Genomic DNA, 17,520 nt, shown 5'->3' with positions numbered 1-17,520 from the left:
AGTGTGCATTATGAGACAGATAGTACTGGATACCGAAACCACCGGTATTGATCCGTCCGAGGGTCACCGGATTATCGAGATTGGCTGCGTGGAGCTGATGGAGCGGCAGCTCACGGGTCGTAATTACCATGTTTACATCAATCCGGAGCGGGAAGTCGAAGCAGAAGCGATCACTGTGCACGGGATTACGAACGAATTCCTGGCGGATAAGCCGAGGTTTGCGGAAGTCGCTGACGAGTTCTTTGAGTTTATCAAAGGTGCGGAGCTGGTTATTCATAATGCGGCGTTCGACGTCGGCTTTATGGATGCGGAATTTGCGCGACTGAAACCCGTGAGGAAGACCGCCGATTATTGCGGCATCGTCGATTCCCTGGCCATTGCCCGCAAAAGGCATCCGGGGCAAAAGAACAATCTCGATGCCCTCTGTAAGCGATATGGCGTTGATAACAGTAACCGTGACCTGCACGGTGCCTTGCTGGATGCCGAGATATTGGCCGATGTGTACCTGCTTCTTACCGGTGGCCAGACCGCGCTCTCCCTTGACGCTGGTGCTGAGGAGGGTGGTAGCAGCAGTGGCATTCGTAGGTTAGCCGAAGACCGCGCGGCGCTGTCGGTGATAAGGGCCTCCGATGACGAAAGCGCTGCCCACGATGAATTCATGGCGATGTTGGAAAAAAAGGCCGGTGAAACAGTCTGGGGAAAACTCAGTTAGGTAGGGTGAGAACTGCGTCAGTCTGTACCAATTGTTACATTCCCGCTTTCTTGAGGTACTTGAGTTTTATGTTATAAGTAATGATAAGTTCGCCAGTTTTTTGCGAACTGAACCCTGTTTTAGGGGCATTACTGGCCGGGAAGGCTTGATCCGGCTTATAACAAGAAAGCCTGTCAATTCGTCCGACAGGCAATAGTCACTATGAGGAAGCGGTAGTCTCCGCACACTAACAGGAAGCGTTTATGGTTCAATCGTCTCTGGCGACGAAATCGCAGTCGTTTGATTTGGTCAAAAATGAAATAGAACAGACCATCAGACAGGCAGAATCTAGCCTTGAACGCTTTCAGGAAAACCGTGAGAGTGGTGAAGATCTCCAGAACTGCGTGGACTTCATCAACCAGCTCCGGGGAATTTTCATTCTGGTTGAGCTTCGTGGCGGCACCCTGCTGTGTCAGGAAGCGGTCAGCATGGCCAACGATGTCCCGGTTGGCGCAAACGACGACAAGAACATCCTCCTGACTACCCTGAACAGTGCACTGTTTATCCTTCGCCGGTATGTCGAGTACTATCATCAGCAAAGGGAAGATCATCCGGAATTGTTGCTGCCGGTGATCAATGACTTGCGGGAAGCCCGCCGGGAAAAGCCATACCCTGAGTCCTGCTTCTTCGATGTTGACGTCAAGGAACGCCCCGATTTTTGCGCCGGTATCCAGGTTCAGCCTTTTGATGGCAATGAGGCCGAGTACGAAATTCTGGCACGCCGGATGCGCCTGACCTTTCAGGTGGCCTTGCTTGGCATCCTTAAAGACCGCAATGACGTCGTGAGCAAAAAGCTGGTAGGACGGTCGGCGCGCGGTCTGGCTCGGTTGTGTCAGGGTGCCCCCATGGGGCAGATGTGGTGTCTCGTATCGATTGTCGCCGATACCATGCTGGACAGGGCCATGGTCTTCACCAAGGCCCGTAAGCGCATGTTCATGCGTATTGAAAAGTACGCCCGCGAAGTGGTGTACGTCGGCAAAGTCGCGACCGCCAAGGATGCGCCGGATTCACTGGTTCGAGACCTCATCTATCTCCTCTATCGCAGCGGATCGGCCAACCCGGAAGTTACCAGCGTTCTGTCGAGCTACCGTCTGACGCCGGCCGAATTCCCCGATGCCATGCTTGAGGCTCACGCCCGCAGGCTTTATGGACCGGGCAGCGACGTCCTGAAATCCCTTTCCGATGCCCTGCAGGACGAACTCAATCAGTTAAAGGACAAGCTGGACATCATCGAGCGTGGGATTGAGCCGGATCTTGCCGAACTGTCTTCCATCGCTGGAACGCTTGAGCGCCTTGCCAACACGCTGCTGATGCTGGACCTGAACAAGCTTGCAGCAGTATCCCGCGAGGAGGCTTCAAGGCTGCGGAAATGGGAAGAGGAATCCCGGCTGCCGGGTGATGACGAACTGTACCGTCTTGCCGATTCGGTGTTGGGTATCGAAGACGCGATCATGCAGATAGTAACTCGCGGTATCACCTCCGAAACGGACGCGTTGGCCAGTGGCCAGCGAAACCGGGATGAGTCTGTCTATCTGCGCGAAGCGCTGTTTGTGGTAGCGGACGAAGCGCGTAGCGCGTTGACGCTCGCAAAACGCGCAATCACCGCATTCATGGAGTCGGATTACGACAAGCTGCATCTGGCCAACCTGCCTGCGACTCTCCACAGCATCTGGGGTGGTCTGCAGATGGTGGACGACCCAGGTGCGGCGAGTGTATTGGAGCGCGTGGCTTCCTCCATTCAGGAACGCCTGCTGGATTCCCGTGAAGCTCCCCCCATGCAAGTGCTCGAAGCGCTGGCGGATGCACTCACCTCGCTGGAATATTACATCGAGAGCATCGGCAAGCGGGAAGACCGTAATGTCGATCTTTTGAAGCTGGCGCAAACCTCCCTGACTGATGTAGGTCTCTGAAGCAATGTCCAACGAGCTTGCAACCATCGTTCTGGCAGCCTGCGGAGGGCTGTTGGTTATCATCGGGCTTTTGTTCTTCTTGCGCCCGCGCTGGTTGCTTGGCTGGCTAAAAGGGATGGCGGTCTTTGGCCTGATGCTGCTGGGCGCCTATGTGTTGATCATCGCCGTCAACCTGGCAGGGTATCAATCGCTGGAAGGGATGCAGACAGTTGCGACCATTTCGACCCAGCGTCAGGATGACCAGCTTTGGCGAGTGACGCTTGAGCCACGGAACGACGCCGCCCCATTCGTCGAAACGTTGAGCGGTGATCAGTGGCAGGTAGATGCCCGGATAATCCGGTTTTCCGGCCCCTTGCGCTGGATCGGTATTGCTCCGGGGTATCGTCTGGAGCGGCTGGGCGGACGTTATACGTCACTAGAACAGGAGCGCTCCCAACCCAGATCGGTCGTCAGTCTTGGCGAGGTGACCTGGCCGGATCTGTGGGCGCTGGATCAGGAATTCAACATGCCGTTCATTGAGGGCGTTTACGGCAATGCGACTTTCATGCCGATGCGGGACGGTGCGTTGTTTGACGTGCGTCTCTCTGCTTCGGGCCTGGTTGCTGTTCCGGTAAACCAGCAAGCTCGCCAGGCGGTGCAGGAGTGGGATCAGTAAAACGGACGTTCTGAACGAAAAAAACCTGCGCAGTGCGCAGGTTTTTTTGTGAGCCTTCGCCGGGGCAGTTAGCCCATCTTGAACAGCTCGCCCAGCTTGGTGGCCAACATCATGTCGCCTTCAGCGCGCAGCTGGCCGGCCATGAATGCTTGCATGCCGTCGGTTTCGCCGGAAACGATGCCGTGCAGGGTTTCGGAATTCATGATCAGGGTAACGGAAGGGTCATCGTGAGCGCCTTCGTGTTGCTTGCAGGTGCCATCGTTAATGACCAGGTGATAGGTCTTGTCGTCCTCGATGTCGAACTGGAATACCAGGTCCAGGCCCTGCGCAGCGTCTGCGTTAAAGTTCTGTTCGAGTTGTTCAAATACCTGAGCTACCGACATTGTTCTACCCTTTGTGATGATTGTCTTGTCATGGCGACGGCTTAGATCTCCCTCGCGCGGTACCGCAGAATGGGAGCCGGTCTGGAGCCGACCTCGCCATCCGACTTTATGGTTAGTGGCAGGTTGTGTCAAGCTCGATCGAACGCTTGTTTTAATTATTTTTCTCTTCTTATCACTATAAATTCGGTAAGTTACACTTTGACGTTTTCACAATCGCACGGAGAAGCACTTTGGAGTTCCTGACAGAATACGGTTTGTTTTTAGCCAAGGTTGTCACCTTTGCGGTGGCGGCGATCGTCGTAGTCGCGGTCATCATTTCGGCAGCCCATAAGGACCGTGACGATCATGGCGGGGAAGGCGAGTTAAAAATCCGAAAGCTGAATGAGAAATACACCAGGCTTCGCGAGTCCATTCAGGCCAGATTGATGTCGGATTCCGAACGCAAGGCCTACGAGAAGAGCCAGAAAAAAGAACAAAAGGCGAAGAAAAAAGCTGAAAAGGCCCAGCAGAAAGAAGGGACTGCTGATAAAGAAACCCGATCACGGGTCTATGTTCTCGACTTTGACGGCGACATCAAGGCCAGCGATACCGATCCTCTGCGTCGGTCAATCACAGCAGTCCTGAGTGTCGCCGATCCCGAGCGGGATGAAGTGGTGATCCGCCTTGAGAGCGGTGGCGGTTTGGTGCATTCCTACGGGCTGGCGGCCGCACAACTGGACCGGATTCGCAGCAAGGGGATTGCGCTGACGGCTTGCGTTGACAAAGTCGCGGCCAGTGGCGGTTACATGATGGCTTGTGTGGCAGACCGAATCATCGCGTCACCATTCGCTATCCTGGGCTCCATTGGTGTGGTTGCTCAATTACCCAATTTCCATCGGTTCCTGAAAAAGAACGATGTTGACTTCGAAGTGCTTACTGCGGGCGAGCATAAGCGGACCATGACCATCTTTGGTGAGAATTCTGAAAAGGGGCGGGAAAAGTTTCTGGAAGACCTGGAAGACACCCATGTGCTATTCAAGGAATACGTAAGTGAGCGTCGTCCGGGCGTCGACATAGGCGCGGTTGCCAACGGGGACATCTGGTTCGGTAAGCGGGCGCTGGACGTCAACCTCATTGATGAAATCAAAACCTCCGACGAATATCTCATTGAAGCCTGTGACCGGGCGGACGTAGTCTCAGTGACGTACCAGCGTAAGCGGTCGCTCCCGGAAAAGCTGGGTCTGGCGACCAGCGCTGCCCTTGAGCACACGATCTGGCGGGTACTCAGTGCCTTTCGGAACCAAAACATGCAATAGCATCTGCAGGGTGGGGGATAACCATGCCAACGAAAACCGATTTTAAAGCCTGGCGCGTCGAGGAAAAGGACGGGCGGTACGTAGGTAGCGAACAGACCCTCAATACGAGCGATCTCCCGGACGGCGAGATACTGATCCGGGTTTCGCATTCCTCCCTCAATTATAAGGACGCTTTGTCGGCGTCCGGTAATAAGGGCGTGACCCGAACTTTTCCTCATACCCCGGGTATCGATGCGGCCGGCGAGGTGGTTGAGTCTTCCTCCCCGGACATCTCTGCGGGCAGCAAGGTAATTGTCACGGGGTATGACTTGGGTATGAATACCGATGGTGGATTTGGCGAGTACATTCGCGTTCCCGCCGGTTGGTGCGTCCCGATGCCGGCCGGCTGGGATGCGCGTAAGGCCATGATCTACGGAACGGCCGGTCTGACGGCGGGTTTGTGTGTTCAGAAGCTTCTCACCATGGGCGCTAACCCGTCCCAGGGGCCAGTTGCGGTTTCCGGCGCCAGTGGTGCCGTCGGCAGCGTCACGGTCGAGCTGTTGGCCAAACTGGGATTTGAAGTTGTCGCCATCAGTGGCAAGTCAGATCATGCTGATGACCTGAAGGCACTGGGAGCTACTGAGGTGGTTGGCCGTGATACCTTGGCCGAAGAGAAAAAGCCTTTGGTTAAACCGGCTTTCGGAAACGCCGTAGATACTGTCGGGGGTACCCCTCTGGCGGAGCTCCTGAAACAGATCAAGCCGGGTGGGTCCGTGTCCTGTTGCGGGCTTGTGGCCGGGCCTCAGCTCCAGACCACCGTTCTTCCGTTCATCCTGCGCGGAGTCAATCTGCTCGGCGTAGACTCGGTGGAGATCTCGCTTACGGAGAAACAGTCAGTGTGGGATAAATTTTCCGGCGAGTGGGCCTGCCCGAAAACCGAAGCGTCGGCCAAAGACATCGGACGGTCTGGTCTGGAGCCAGCTCTGCAGGCATTCCTGAAAGGTGCCTCGGCTGGAAAGATTGTTCTTGATCATAGCCTTTAAATAAAAAAGCCTGCCACGCGTGGCAGGCTTTTCTTGTCTCTGTCGGGGCCCGGTTCCGTTCAGGAAGCTCGCCGGCGAAACAGAGGAACATCCGTATCTGTTGCTGCCTGGTAGCCCTGGCTAAAGAAATTGAGGCAGCGAACGGCTTTCTTAATATCCTTGTCCGGGCGCAAGGCATACGCGCTGAAGCCGCAGCGCTTCATGAACTGCAATTGATCAAGCAGGACATCACCGATGGCCCTCAGTTCGTTCTCATACCCGAAGCGTTCACGCAGCAACCGGGCGATACTGTACCCGCGCCCGTCACTGAATTTCGGGAAGTTGACGGCAATGACGGGCAGTTCGTTGACCTTGCCTTCAAGTATCTCCGGCTCGTCGTGGCTATCAAACCAGACGCCAACGGAGTAGTTGCCGGCAAAATGCTCGTAGCCTGCCAGCCAGAGGTCCGCGGGAATCAGCGCCTTACCCTGTTCTGGAATTTTGAGGGATTCGCCCTCAGCGGGGCGGGGCACGACGGTCCAGTCATCACGTTGGATGCTGCCATCCTGGAAAATTACATCAGGCATAAACCCGCTCCTTGAAGGGATCAATTCCAACACGGCGATAGGTATCGAGGAAGGTTTCTTCCTCGGTACGCTTGTCGACGTACACATCGATGATCTTGGCGACGACCTCGGGCATATCGTCACGGGCGAAAGAGGGGCCGAGGATCTTGCCAATGGCGGCGTCGTGATGGGATGACCCGCCCAGGCTGATCTGATAGAACTCCTCGCCTTTCTTATCGACACCGAGTACGCCAATGTTGCCGACGTGGTGATGCCCGCAGGCGTTCATGCAACCTGAGATGTTCAGGTCAATGTTGCCCAGATCGTACAGATAGTCGAGATCATCGAACCGGCGTTGAATAGCTTCGGCCACTGGGATCGATTTGGCGTTTGCCAATGCGCAGTAATCACCACCGGGGCAACAGATAACATCGGTAAGGGTGTTAAGGTTAGCGGTGCCAAAGCCCATGGGGGTTACGGCCTGCCACAGTTCCAGTAGCCGGTCCTGACGGACGTCAGCCAGAACCACATTTTGCTGGTGGGTCACGCGGACCTCTCCAAAGCTGAACTCATCGGCCAGTTCGGCGATCTGTTCCAGCTGGCGATCAGTGACGTCGCCCGGCGGTGTGCCGGTCTTCTTCATGGTCAGGGTGACAATCGCATACCCTGGCTTTTTGTGGGTGTCGACGTTGTGGCTCAGCCACTGGTCGAACTCCCGATTTTCAAAGCGCTGCTTCGCCAGCAGATCGGTCGCATTATCGGTGGCCGTATAGTCAGGCTCCGTGAAATAGGACTGAATCCGATCAATGGCATCGCGGGTCAGGCGTGTAGGCGAATCCTTGATGTGCGCCCATTCGGCTTCCACCTTCTCCGCAAAAGCTTCCGGAGTCAGGGCCTTGACCAGAATCTTGATACGCGCCTTGAACTTGTTGTCGCGACGACCGTACCTGTTATAAACGCGCAGTACAGCTTCGAGGTAGGTCAACAAGTCCAGTTCCGGCAAGAACTCACGAATCACAGGACCAACCATCGGGGTGCGGCCAAGGCCGCCACCAACGTGAACCCTGAAACCGAGTTCGCCCGCATCGTTCCGAACCATCTGCAGACCAATGTCATGCACCTGGATAGCTGCCCGGTCGGTTTTCTCGGACGCATTAACGGCTACCTTGAACTTGCGTGGCAGAAAGGCGAATTCCGGATGGAATGTGGACCACTGGCGAATGATTTCACAGTAGGGGCGAGGGTCTGCAATTTCGTCTGACTGCACACCGGAAAACTGGTCGGTCGTGGTGTTCCGAATACAGTTGCCGCTGGTCTGGTTGGCATGCATTTCCACTTCGGCGAGCTCGGCGAGAATGTCGGGAACGTCTTCAAGTGCCGGCCAGTTCAGCTGGACATTCTGTCGGGTTGTGAAGTGGGCGTAGCCCTTATCGTAATCGCGGGTAATCCGCGCCAGCCGACGCAACTGGTCTGACCGCAACATGCCATATGGAACCGCAATCCGGAGCATTGGCGCGAGGCGCTGGACATAAAGCCCGTTCTGGAGGCGAAGTGGCAAAAACTCATCTTCGGCCAGTTCACCGGCCAGGGCGCGCTCTGTCTGGTCACGGAATTGGGCAACCCGTTCGGCAGCGATTCGCCGATCATGTTCGTCGTATACGTACATAGGGAACGTCCTGCTTTAAAGCGTCGTTACGGCCTTCCGAAAACAAATTCTGAAATCCAGGAAGTCGGGCCTTATATCTGCCCGGGAGGATATCACCGTGTTTTTATTCTTAAAATGATTATTTCAAAATATGTTTATCGATTGAGGCGATAAGCGGGAGCGCGGGAAACTGGACGGATGTCAATTTTAAGGCTTTACTGAGAGCTGGGCTGAAGTAATTTTCATCAGCCTATGCAAATAATAAAAAGATCCACGAGTAAAAGATCCGAAAGAGGAAAGCACAATGAAAAAATCTGCGCATTCAGACAGTCAGGCTGACGCTGTCGCCGCCGTGTTGCTGGTACTGCTCGCCGTTGCTTTCGCCGTTGTGTGGGTATCTGGTCAGTAGGTTATTGACTGGCCAACACCATCTGCACGATCACGATCAGCCCAATTACGAAACCTGCGGTGAAGAGAATCCCCGCGATGATGTAAGGCCAGGGGCTGTGGCTTGAGAAATCCTCCTCCCGGCGCTTGTCTGACTGGACGCCAAAAGCGCCGGCGAGAATGCTCTGCATGACTTTCAATACGCCCGGGCCACCGGGCTTGCCATTTTTATGTTCTTCTCTGCCTGACGGATCTGCCATAGCATCGCCTGTGGTTGCGAATGATGAGTGACCGTTCGAATTATTCAGCCGGATCGTAGGCAAGGCTGGGCGCCAGCCAACGCTCTGCTTCCGCCTTCGAAATACCTTTGCGTTCAGCATAGTCTTCAACCTGATCCGCGCCAATCTTCCCGACCGCGAAATACTTTGATTCCGGATGGGCAAAATACCAGCCCGAAACCGCTGCAGTGGGGAACATGGCGAAGTGTTCGGTCAGTTCAATGCCGGTGGTTTCCGTGGCGTTCAGCAGTTCGAACAGAGTCGCCTTTTCCGTATGTTCCGGGCATGCGGGATATCCCGGAGCAGGGCGGATTCCACGGTACCGTTCCTTGATCAGATCTTCATTGCTCAGCTTCTCATCGTTGGCATAGCCCCAGAATTCCTTTCGAACCCGTTCATGCATGCGCTCGGCGAAGGCTTCGGCGAGGCGATCAGCCAGCGCCTTGACCATAATGGCGTTGTAGTCGTCGTGGCGGTCTTTGAATTCCAGGGAGAACTCTTCCGCACCAACACCGGTCGTGACCGCAAAACCGCCAACGTAGTCACAGGCCTCGGAGCCCTCCGGTGCAATGAAGTCCGAAAGCGCCATCATCGGTTTCCCCGGCGCCTTCTCATCCTGTTGGCGCAGGTGGTGGAGTATGGTCAACTCTTCGCTTCGGGTTTCATCCTTGTAGACCACAATGTCATCGTCCCGACGGCTGGCCGGCCAGAAACCGATAACCGCCCGCGCGGAAATCCGCTTTTCATCTATCATCTGGCGCAGGATTTTCTGGGCGTCGTCGAACAGGCTTCGAGCGGCTTCGCCCCGCTTGGGATCGTCAAAGATGCCGGGGTATTTGCCCGAGATATCCCACGAGATAAAGAAAGGCGTCCAGTCGATGTACTCCACCAGTTCGTTCAGGTCATATTCCTCGAACACCTTGATTCCGGTGAACGCGGGTTTTGGTGGGGTGTAACCGTCAAAGGTGATTTCCGGTGCCCGCGCCCGCGCTTCCTTGAGAGAGACCAGTTTGGTGCGGTCGCCCCGGTTCTTGCGCCGTTCGCGGATCTCGTCGTATTCGATGCGAGCGGCTTCCACCAAACCGTCTTTGCCGGTCTTACTCAGCAACTGGGAGGCGACGTTCACACAGCGCGAGGCGTCAGATACATACAGAGCGATGTCGTTCTTGTACTGGGGCTCAATCTTGACCGCTGTGTGTGCCTTGGAGGTGGTGGCGCCCCCAATCATCAATGGAATGTTGAAGTCCAGGCGTTGCATCTCCTTGGCCACATGAACCATTTCGTCCAGCGACGGCGTGATGAGGCCGCTGAGACCGATAATGTCTACGCCTTCTTTCTTGGCGGTTTCAAGTATTTTGTCGCAGGGCACCATCACGCCCAGATCAATCACTTCGTAATTATTGCACTGGAGTACCACGCCCACGATGTTCTTGCCGATGTCGTGGACATCGCCCTTAACGGTGGCCATAAGGATTTTGCCCTTGGCCTTGTGGTCCTCGGTTTTCTCGGCTTCGATGTACGGAATAAGGTGAGCGACTGCCTGTTTCATCACCCGCGCGCTTTTCACCACCTGGGGCAGGAACATCTTGCCGTCACCGAACAGATCACCAACCACGTTCATGCCGTCCATCAACGGGCCTTCGATGACCTCGATGGGATGGGAGGCGTTCTGGCGGCAAGCCTCGGTGTCGTCGACGATGTAGTTGGTGATGCCTTTAACCAGCGCATGCTCAAGGCGTTTCTCTACCGGCCATTCGCGCCAGGCAAGGTCCTCTTCCTGGGTTTTTCCGCCTTTGCCCTTGAACCGTTCGGCAATCTCCAGCAGCCGGTCGGTGGAATCGTCCCGGCGGTTCAGAACAACGTCTTCGACCAGTTCCTTGAGTTCAGGATCGATTTCATCGTAAATCACCAGCTGTCCCGGATTGACGATGCCCATGTTCATGCCGGCCTTGATGGCGTGGTACAGGAAGACCGAGTGAATTGCCTCGCGCACCACGTCGTTGCCCCGGAAGGAGAACGACACGTTACTGACGCCGCCGGAGATGGAGGCGTGGGGCAGGTTTTCCCGGATCCAGCGGGTGGCATTGATGAAATCGACGGCGTAGTTGTTGTGCTCTTCGATGCCGGTAGCGATGGCGAAGATGTTGGGGTCAAAGATGATGTCAGCGGGATTGAATCCGATGCCCATCAGCACGTCATAGGAGCGTTTGCAGATCTCGGTCTTGCGTTCGTATGTGTCGGCCTGGCCCTGTTCGTCAAAGGCCATTACAACGACGGCCGCGCCATAGCGCATGCAGTCTTTTGCCCGCTTGATGAACTCATCTTCGCCTTCCTTGAGGCTGATGGAATTCACCACGGCCTTGCCCTGAGTGCAGCGGAGGCCGGCCTCGATCACTTCCCACTTGGAGGAGTCGATCATGATGGGCACGCGGGAGATGTCCGGTTCCGAGGCGACGAGGTTCAGGAAGGTGACCATCACCTCCTTCGACTCCAGCATCCCTTCGTCCATGTTTATGTCGATGATCTGGGCGCCGTTCTCAACCTGATCGCGGGCGACGCTCAGGGCTTCCTCGTATTGTTCCTCCTTGATCAGTCGCAGGAAGCGCTTGGAACCCGTTACGTTGGTTCGTTCGCCAACGTTGATAAAAAGAGTGTTTTCGTCACCGGTAAACGGTTCGAGGCCAGACAGTCTCAAGGCCTTTTTGCGCACGGGAATCTGGCGCGGAGGATACTTGGCCACCGCCTCGGCGATCGCCTCGATGTGATCCGGGCGTGAGCCGCAACAGCCACCGATGATGTTCAGGAAGCCGTCCCGCGCGAAGCCTTCGATGATCTCGGCCATCTCTTCTGGAGTCTGGTCGTATTCACCAAATTCGTTGGGCAGACCGGCGTTCGGGTGCGCGCTGACATAGGTTTCGGCCTTGGCGGAGAGTTCCTCTACATAAGGACGGAGGGCGTCTGCACCCAGTGCGCAGTTGAGGCCAACGGAAACGGGCTTTGCGTGAGCAACGGAATTCCAGAAGGCTTCGGTTGTCTGGCCAGACAGGGTCCGCCCCGAGGCATCGGTGATGGTGCCGGAAATCATGATTGGCAATTCAATGCCGCTGTCTTCGAAATACTGCTGGGTCGCGTAGATGGCCGCCTTGGCGTTCAGCGTATCGAAGATGGTCTCGATCAGGATCAGGTCACAACCGCCCTCAACCAGGCCCTCCACGGCTTCGTAATAGTTGTCGACCAGAGTCTGAAAATCGACGTTACGATAACCGGGATTGTTCACGTCTGGTGAAATAGATGCGGTGCGTGAGGTCGGGCCAACGGCGCCAGCCACGAAGCGGGGTTTGGCGGGGTTGCGGGCGGTGAAATCATCGGCAATGTCCCGGGCCAGTTGTGCCGCCGCCACATTCAGCTCCTTGGCGATGGCTTCCAGCCCGTAATCTGCCTGGGAAAGACGGGTCGAGTTGAACGTATTGGTTTCGATAATGTCCGCGCCGGCATCGAGATAATCCGCGTGAATGTTGCGGAGCAGGGCAGGCTGAGTCAGGTTGAGCAGGTCATTGTTGCCCTGAACTTCCCGGTCGTAATCTGCAAACCGATCGCCGCGAAACGCCTCCTCGTCCAGTTTCAGGTTCTGGATCATGGTGCCCATACCGCCATCAAGAATCACAATGCGTTCCTGCAGGGCCTTGTGGAGCTGTTCCAGACGGGTGTTGCGATCGGTCATATCAGTACTTCCGGATGTCGTTTATAACGGCGTATTTATCTCAGTGGCGCGGGATAATAGCAAAAATGCGCAAGCCCGTCTTAGTACGAATGACCATTATCATCTGCTCAATCGAACGGGCGCACAGAGGTTTTGTCGTAGGTGAAAGTCATTACGCCTATAAAGACCAACCATTTTACTTGGTCTTTCATGTTTGCGCGAAGTCCCTTAAAATGGAGTCAAACTTTCAAACGGGTTGAAAACATGGCATTGGTTACTGTGACAGATCCCGCCCGGGATTATCTTGCACAACTTATTGAGAAGCAGGACGTGGACGGCATGGGTGTCCGGATTTTCGTAACCCAGCCCGGCACCAAGAATGCCGAAACCTGTCTGGCGTATTGTCCGCCCAATGAAGTGGTTCCGACAGATGAACAACTGGATCTGGAAAAGTTCACCTTGTACCTGGACCACAACTCAGTGCCGTTTCTGGAAGAAGCCTTTGTTGATTACTCCAAAGATCAAATGGGTGGCCAGCTGACGATCAAGGCCCCGAACGCCAAGGTGCCAAAGATTGACGATGACGCGCCTCTGCCGGATCGGGTGAACTACATCCTGGCGTCCGAAATAAATCCGAACCTTGCTGCCCATGGCGGCGACGTTTCTTTGGTGGAAATCGTCGACGAGTCGGTTGCCGTGCTCCGCTTTGGCGGTGGTTGCCAGGGTTGCTCCGCAGTCAGCCTGACGCTGAAGCAGGGAGTGGAGTCCACCTTGAAGGAGCGGGTGCCGGAGATAACCGCCGTTCGGGATGTGACGGACCACACCAACACCGAAAACGCCTACTATCAGTAGGTCTTGTCTTTCTGACCCGCCCCGCCGATCGTGGTGTGGCGGGTTCCGATCAAAACCTGCCGCAATACCGCTATTCTGATGGCTTCACGGCCAATGTCCAAAAGTTCCAAATACTTCATTATCAGTCACATAAACTGAATCAGCACACGGCTACAATGGTCTACTGAGTCAAACCTATCCAGGATTCTCTTCGGCCACACATTCTTTACCGGGGTTTCATTTGTCCGACCTAGCGCTTCTGTCCCTGCCGATCATGGCGGCCACCGTAGGCTGGTTCACGAACTGGCTTGCGATCAAGATGTCATTTTATCCGGTGCAGTTTATCGGAGTGGGCATACTGGGCTGGCAAGGCGTTATTCCCCGTAAAGCAGAAAAAATGGCGCACATCTGCATTGATCGCACTTTGCAGCAGTTTGGTGACCTGAATTCCGTCTATAACAAGCTTGAACCCCAGCGCATCGCCGAGCAGGTCATCTCTCAGGTTACCCCCAGACTCGACGAATACATCGATGAAGTGATGTATGAGATTCAGCCGGTGCTATGGGATAACCTGCCGCTGTTCGTAAAGAACCGGATCTACCAGTGGGCCAGAGAACAGTTACCTTCCCGGGTCGAGGAGCTGGTCGAGGATTTTGGAGACGATCTTGATGAACTGGTGGATCTGAAGGCCCTGCTCAGTAGGGAGCTTGAGAAGCATCCGGACCTTATGAACCGTATTTTTCAGCAGGCCGGGGCGGTGGAACTGCAATCGGTTATTAACCGGGGCGCCATCATTGGCGGCATTCTGGGTGCTGCATTGATTCCGCTGTGGATCCGCTTTCCGGAGCCCTGGTTGTTGCCAGTTGGCGGGTTTGCTATTGGTTTTCTCACCAACTGGGTGGCCATCACGTTAATTTTTGCCCCGCTCAGGCCCCGACGAATCCTTTTCTGGAAGGTCCAGGGGCTGTTCCTGCGCCGACAGCCCGAGATCAGCGATGTCTGGGCGAGATTGGTGGCGGACGAGCTGATTACGGTCGAGAAGGTGGCCGACGCCATGCTCAATGGTCGCCATGGCGACCGGACACGCGCCATCATTCAGAAACACCTCCGGCCTTTGCTTGATAATTCGGTGGTTATGAAACTGACGGCGCAGGTGACTGTCGGGATGACCGGATACACCGAGTTGAAGAAGGCGATGAATCAGAAGGCGGTGCTGGCGACGAAAGACGTCTTCAGCGATCCTGCCTTCAACCGCGAGCGTGCTCCCATAGTCGCTGAAGTGCTTTCGGGTCAGATGCGGGCGCTTGGGCCGTCAGAGTTTCAGGACATCCTTCGTCCCGCCTTCCGTGAGGAGGAGCTCCAGTTGATGATCGTGGGCGGGATTTTCGGCGCTCTGGCGGGACTGGTCCAGTTCGTCTCGCTGGTACATCTGAGCTTTTAACTGACGACACGCGTTTTTAGACGCGAGGAGAGGAACCATGCCGGTTTGGGCGGTAATACTGATTCAGGTGTTGGCCACGGCCTTCACGGTCGCGCTGGTGCAGGCCGGTTTCTGGGGACTGGTTGTCCGGCCCTATCTGGACCGGAAAGTGGCGGAGCTAATCCAGGCGTCACAGGAGATCGAGCCAAATGTGACCCGTGGCGTAAAGCGTGGCGTTGAGGAAACCATCAAAGGTTTTCCCGAGAGCGCGCTGGACGGGACGGTTAAGGAATCGACCCGGCAGTTCCTGAAATTCGGCTCGGGCCTTTTCGAGAACGGGCTGAGCAGTTTTCTGGGAAGTGCGGCAGACCTTGAGCGGAAGGCTGAGGCTGAACGTCGGGGACAACGACCTGCTGACTGACAGTTACAGGCAGTTGGTGGGGCGAGGGAGGCCTGCAATACGGCAAGCGGTCTTGGCCGGCGTCCCGGGGAACAGCTGCATCAGGTAAATGCTGTTGCCTTTTTCTTCGCCCATGGCGTCCTTCACGGCTTTGACAAACAGCCTGTTGGATGGGGGTGATATTTCATGTTCCTTATAAAAATCCCTTAGGAACATTATGATTTCCCAATGGTTTTCTGATAATTCAAGTCCGTCTTCGGACGCAATTTCTTCGGCTGTATCCCGGCTCCATGCCCAGGCATCCTCCAGAAAACCTTCGTTGTTTCGTTCCGGGCTTGGACTCTTGACCATGGTTCACCAACTGATTACACGTTCTGCCTGAAGTGTAAGGCCAACCCATTCCGAATAGTCGACCAGTGAGGTAGCTTGGGTGCTGCCAGAGAGGCCCCGGGCTGCCACATCGTCTCTGAGGGCATACACCCGGGCGGAATGAAAACCCTCTGCTGCAGCGAGGCCGAGCACACCATTCTCGATCAGCACGATGGCGTCATCCGGGCCAAGCATCCCAAGGCATTCGCCGAACCGTGGATGGTCCGGGGTTTTGTTCAGAATATGCAGAGTATGAAGTTCATTCATTCTTAGGTTCCGAGTCTGAGTCCGTTATCCGCGCTAGCCAGCAAACGCGGCTTGGGAATATTGTGCTAGGAGCTCGGCATTTGCGTCAGTCAGCACCACACTGTCCGCAAGCTCCGGCGGAGCAATGCCGTACCGCTCACAGGAAATCCGGTCGGCCAGGATATCCTCAATGCCAAAGACAGGAGCGGCTGCCAGATTCTTCTCAACGGATTTTTGTTCGATGCCGGAAGTGTTCTGGCCTGTACGCAGCCAGTTAACGCCCGCGCCAATAAACAACAGGCTCACAGGCTGATCAAACGCCGCCAGTGAAAATGCCATATCGAGGGCTTCGCGTCCGGTCCAGCCACCATAGGGGGGCTGGTCAATGATAATGAGCATCGCCATCCTCAGCGGTCTCCATGGAAATACAGGGTCCTGGAAGATTTAATGTTGCCTTCAACCCATTCGCCAAGGCCGGCAATGGTAAACGGTGCCCTGAGATTGCTGGCATCCAGTTCGTAGCGTTTCTGTTCCTTGTCATCCACCAGTCCCCGTCGTAATGCCGATGCTATGCATGCCACGCCGGGCACCTCATGTTCCTCAAGAAACGTGGCCCAGTTCTTGGGCCAGTGCGGCTCGTCGGATGGTGGCGTTACCAGGGCTGAGGCCAGGTGAATACCGTCACCGTAGAGGAAGACCCGGTCAATGGCATGTCCGGCAGCAATGGCTGCCTTGGCGAAGGACAAGGCGGTCTGCGGCGCCTGCGTGGAATAGGGCGCGCCGGTAATAACCAGGGTAAAGGAATGCGGGTCGAGGTTATTCATGATGTTGGGTCTGGCCAGAAAGTTTTCAGTTTACAGAAAGCAAAAACCCCGGCAAGAGCCGGGGCTGTTTGAGCGAGTAGCTGATCCCTTGATCAGTCGTCGCCGCTGAATGCCGACAAGAGGTGGAGCAGGCTGACAAACAGGTTGTAGATGGATACGTACAGACCAACCGTCGCAATGACGTAGTTTCGCTCTCCGCCTTTGATGATCTGACTGGTTTCAAACAGGATCATGATGGAAGCGAAGACGGTGAAGCCAGCCGAAACCGCCAGGTGAAGGATGGAGCTTTCCATAAAAAAGGCCAGCAGCATGGCGCCGATCAGCACAAACGCGCCGGCGGTCAGGAAGCTGGACAGGAAGCTGAAATCCTTCTTGGTAATGATCGCGGTGGCAGAGAGGCCAAGGAAGGCCACTGCCGTCAGTGTCAAAGCCTGAGCAACAATCTGGGAGGCGCCGGCTGCCACAAACGCGCCGATGATTGGGCCCAGGGTGTAACCCATGAAGCCGGTCAGTGCGAAAGTGGTAACAATGCCCCAAGGGCTGTTTTTAAGCTTGTAGGTCGCAAACAGAAGGCCGATGTAACCCACGATGGTGATCAGAAATCCGGGGTGGGCCCCATTCATGTTGAGATATGCGGTTAGGGCCGAAAAGGCCAGGGTCATGCCCAGGAGCATGTAGGTATTTCGCAACACCTTCATTGCATCTGCGCTGATTCCGGTGGGCGCGCGCTCCGTCTGGGGCGCAGAATAGGCTCCCTGATCGTTTTGAACGCCGAATCGTCTGTCTTCCATTGTGCTCTCCGTTGTGAACGTCTGGATACTGTCTTCCATCATAGTGTCAGATACGCAACTTTCAATCA

At 55.5% G+C, this 17,520-nt stretch carries 18 protein-coding genes; 8 read left to right on the top strand and 10 right to left on the bottom strand.

Features of this window, described 5'->3' with window-relative positions:
• Nucleotides 1–10: 10 nt before the first annotated feature.
• From dnaQ to K0B93_RS03060, 3 genes are all read left to right on the top strand, one after another.
• Complete coding sequence (gene dnaQ / locus K0B93_RS03070) at nt 11–712, top strand: DNA polymerase III subunit epsilon (protein WP_219865774.1); 702 nt, start codon at nt 11–13, stop codon at nt 710–712.
• A 242-nt stretch (nt 713–954) separates the two neighbouring features.
• On the top strand, nt 955–2,661 hold the full coding sequence (locus tag K0B93_RS03065; protein WP_219865773.1) for a chemotaxis protein: 1,707 nt from the start codon (nt 955–957) through the stop codon (nt 2,659–2,661).
• A 4-nt stretch (nt 2,662–2,665) separates the two neighbouring features.
• Complete coding sequence (locus K0B93_RS03060) at nt 2,666–3,316, top strand: multidrug transporter (RefSeq protein ID WP_219865772.1); 651 nt, start codon at nt 2,666–2,668, stop codon at nt 3,314–3,316.
• A 68-nt stretch (nt 3,317–3,384) separates the two neighbouring features.
• Here the strand turns inward: K0B93_RS03060 and K0B93_RS03055 are convergent, their stop codons facing one another.
• On the bottom strand, nt 3,385–3,699 hold the full coding sequence (locus K0B93_RS03055) for an SCP2 sterol-binding domain-containing protein (RefSeq protein ID WP_219865771.1): 315 nt from the start codon (nt 3,697–3,699) through the stop codon (nt 3,385–3,387).
• A gap of 230 nt (nt 3,700–3,929) precedes the next feature.
• On the opposite strand from K0B93_RS03055, the gene sohB reads away from it, so the two are divergent.
• Nucleotides 3,930–4,994, top strand: coding sequence for a protease SohB (gene sohB / locus K0B93_RS03050; protein ID WP_219865770.1), 1,065 nt, complete (start codon nt 3,930–3,932; stop codon nt 4,992–4,994).
• Between the two features lie 23 nt (nt 4,995–5,017).
• The gene (locus K0B93_RS03045) at nt 5,018–6,016 is read left to right on the top strand and encodes a YhdH/YhfP family quinone oxidoreductase (protein WP_219865769.1); all 999 of its coding nucleotides are present in this window, start codon (nt 5,018–5,020) and stop codon (nt 6,014–6,016) included.
• 59 nt (nt 6,017–6,075) lie between these two features.
• On the opposite strand, the gene K0B93_RS03040 is transcribed toward K0B93_RS03045, so the two are convergent.
• From K0B93_RS03040 to metH, 4 genes are all read right to left on the bottom strand, one after another.
• Nucleotides 6,076–6,582, bottom strand: coding sequence for a DUF934 domain-containing protein (locus K0B93_RS03040; RefSeq protein ID WP_219865768.1), 507 nt, complete (start codon nt 6,580–6,582; stop codon nt 6,076–6,078).
• Nucleotides 6,575–8,227: a nitrite/sulfite reductase gene (locus tag K0B93_RS03035; RefSeq protein WP_219865767.1), complete on the bottom strand. Its 1,653-nt coding sequence runs from the start codon at nt 8,225–8,227 to the stop codon at nt 6,575–6,577. Before K0B93_RS03035 ends, K0B93_RS03040 begins: the two co-directional genes overlap by 8 nt.
• Before the next feature lie 389 nt (nt 8,228–8,616).
• Nucleotides 8,617–8,853, bottom strand: coding sequence for a DUF2970 domain-containing protein (locus K0B93_RS03030; protein WP_219865766.1), 237 nt, complete (start codon nt 8,851–8,853; stop codon nt 8,617–8,619).
• A gap of 40 nt (nt 8,854–8,893) precedes the next feature.
• A complete protein-coding gene (gene metH / locus K0B93_RS03025; RefSeq protein WP_219865765.1) occupies nt 8,894–12,592 on the bottom strand; it encodes a methionine synthase in 3,699 nt (1,232 codons plus the stop codon).
• A gap of 243 nt (nt 12,593–12,835) precedes the next feature.
• On the opposite strand from metH, the gene nfuA reads away from it, so the two are divergent.
• The 3 genes from nfuA to K0B93_RS03010 all read left to right on the top strand — a co-directional run bounded on the left by nfuA (nt 12,836) and on the right by K0B93_RS03010 (nt 15,243).
• Nucleotides 12,836–13,423, top strand: coding sequence for a Fe-S biogenesis protein NfuA (gene nfuA, locus K0B93_RS03020; RefSeq protein ID WP_219865764.1), 588 nt, complete (start codon nt 12,836–12,838; stop codon nt 13,421–13,423).
• A 220-nt stretch (nt 13,424–13,643) separates the two neighbouring features.
• Complete coding sequence (locus tag K0B93_RS03015; RefSeq protein WP_219865763.1) at nt 13,644–14,843, top strand: DUF445 domain-containing protein; 1,200 nt, start codon at nt 13,644–13,646, stop codon at nt 14,841–14,843.
• 37 nt (nt 14,844–14,880) lie between these two features.
• Entirely contained in the window at nt 14,881–15,243 is a 363-nt protein-coding gene (locus K0B93_RS03010) for a hypothetical protein (RefSeq protein WP_219865762.1), read from the top strand.
• A gap of 3 nt (nt 15,244–15,246) precedes the next feature.
• On the opposite strand, the gene K0B93_RS03005 is transcribed toward K0B93_RS03010, so the two are convergent.
• From K0B93_RS03005 to K0B93_RS02985, 5 genes are all read right to left on the bottom strand, one after another.
• Complete coding sequence (locus K0B93_RS03005) at nt 15,247–15,573, bottom strand: TusE/DsrC/DsvC family sulfur relay protein (protein ID WP_219865761.1); 327 nt, start codon at nt 15,571–15,573, stop codon at nt 15,247–15,249.
• A 3-nt stretch (nt 15,574–15,576) separates the two neighbouring features.
• Nucleotides 15,577–15,858, bottom strand: coding sequence for a sulfurtransferase complex subunit TusB (gene tusB / locus K0B93_RS03000; RefSeq protein ID WP_219865760.1), 282 nt, complete (start codon nt 15,856–15,858; stop codon nt 15,577–15,579).
• 33 nt (nt 15,859–15,891) lie between these two features.
• On the bottom strand, nt 15,892–16,242 hold the full coding sequence (locus K0B93_RS02995) for a DsrE family protein (protein WP_219865759.1): 351 nt from the start codon (nt 16,240–16,242) through the stop codon (nt 15,892–15,894).
• 2 nt (nt 16,243–16,244) lie between these two features.
• Nucleotides 16,245–16,661: a sulfurtransferase complex subunit TusD gene (tusD, locus tag K0B93_RS02990; RefSeq protein ID WP_219865758.1), complete on the bottom strand. Its 417-nt coding sequence runs from the start codon at nt 16,659–16,661 to the stop codon at nt 16,245–16,247.
• Between the two features lie 92 nt (nt 16,662–16,753).
• Complete coding sequence (locus tag K0B93_RS02985; RefSeq protein ID WP_219865757.1) at nt 16,754–17,452, bottom strand: Bax inhibitor-1/YccA family protein; 699 nt, start codon at nt 17,450–17,452, stop codon at nt 16,754–16,756.
• Between the last annotated feature and the right edge of the window lie 68 nt (nt 17,453–17,520).

Source organism: Marinobacter sp. F4218 (assembly GCF_019443085.1).
In the GTDB taxonomy this organism is placed as follows: Bacteria; Pseudomonadota; Gammaproteobacteria; order Pseudomonadales; family Oleiphilaceae; genus Marinobacter; species Marinobacter albus.
Note: the sequence above shows the minus strand (reverse complement) of the source record. Positions and strands in the feature narration are given on the sequence as shown.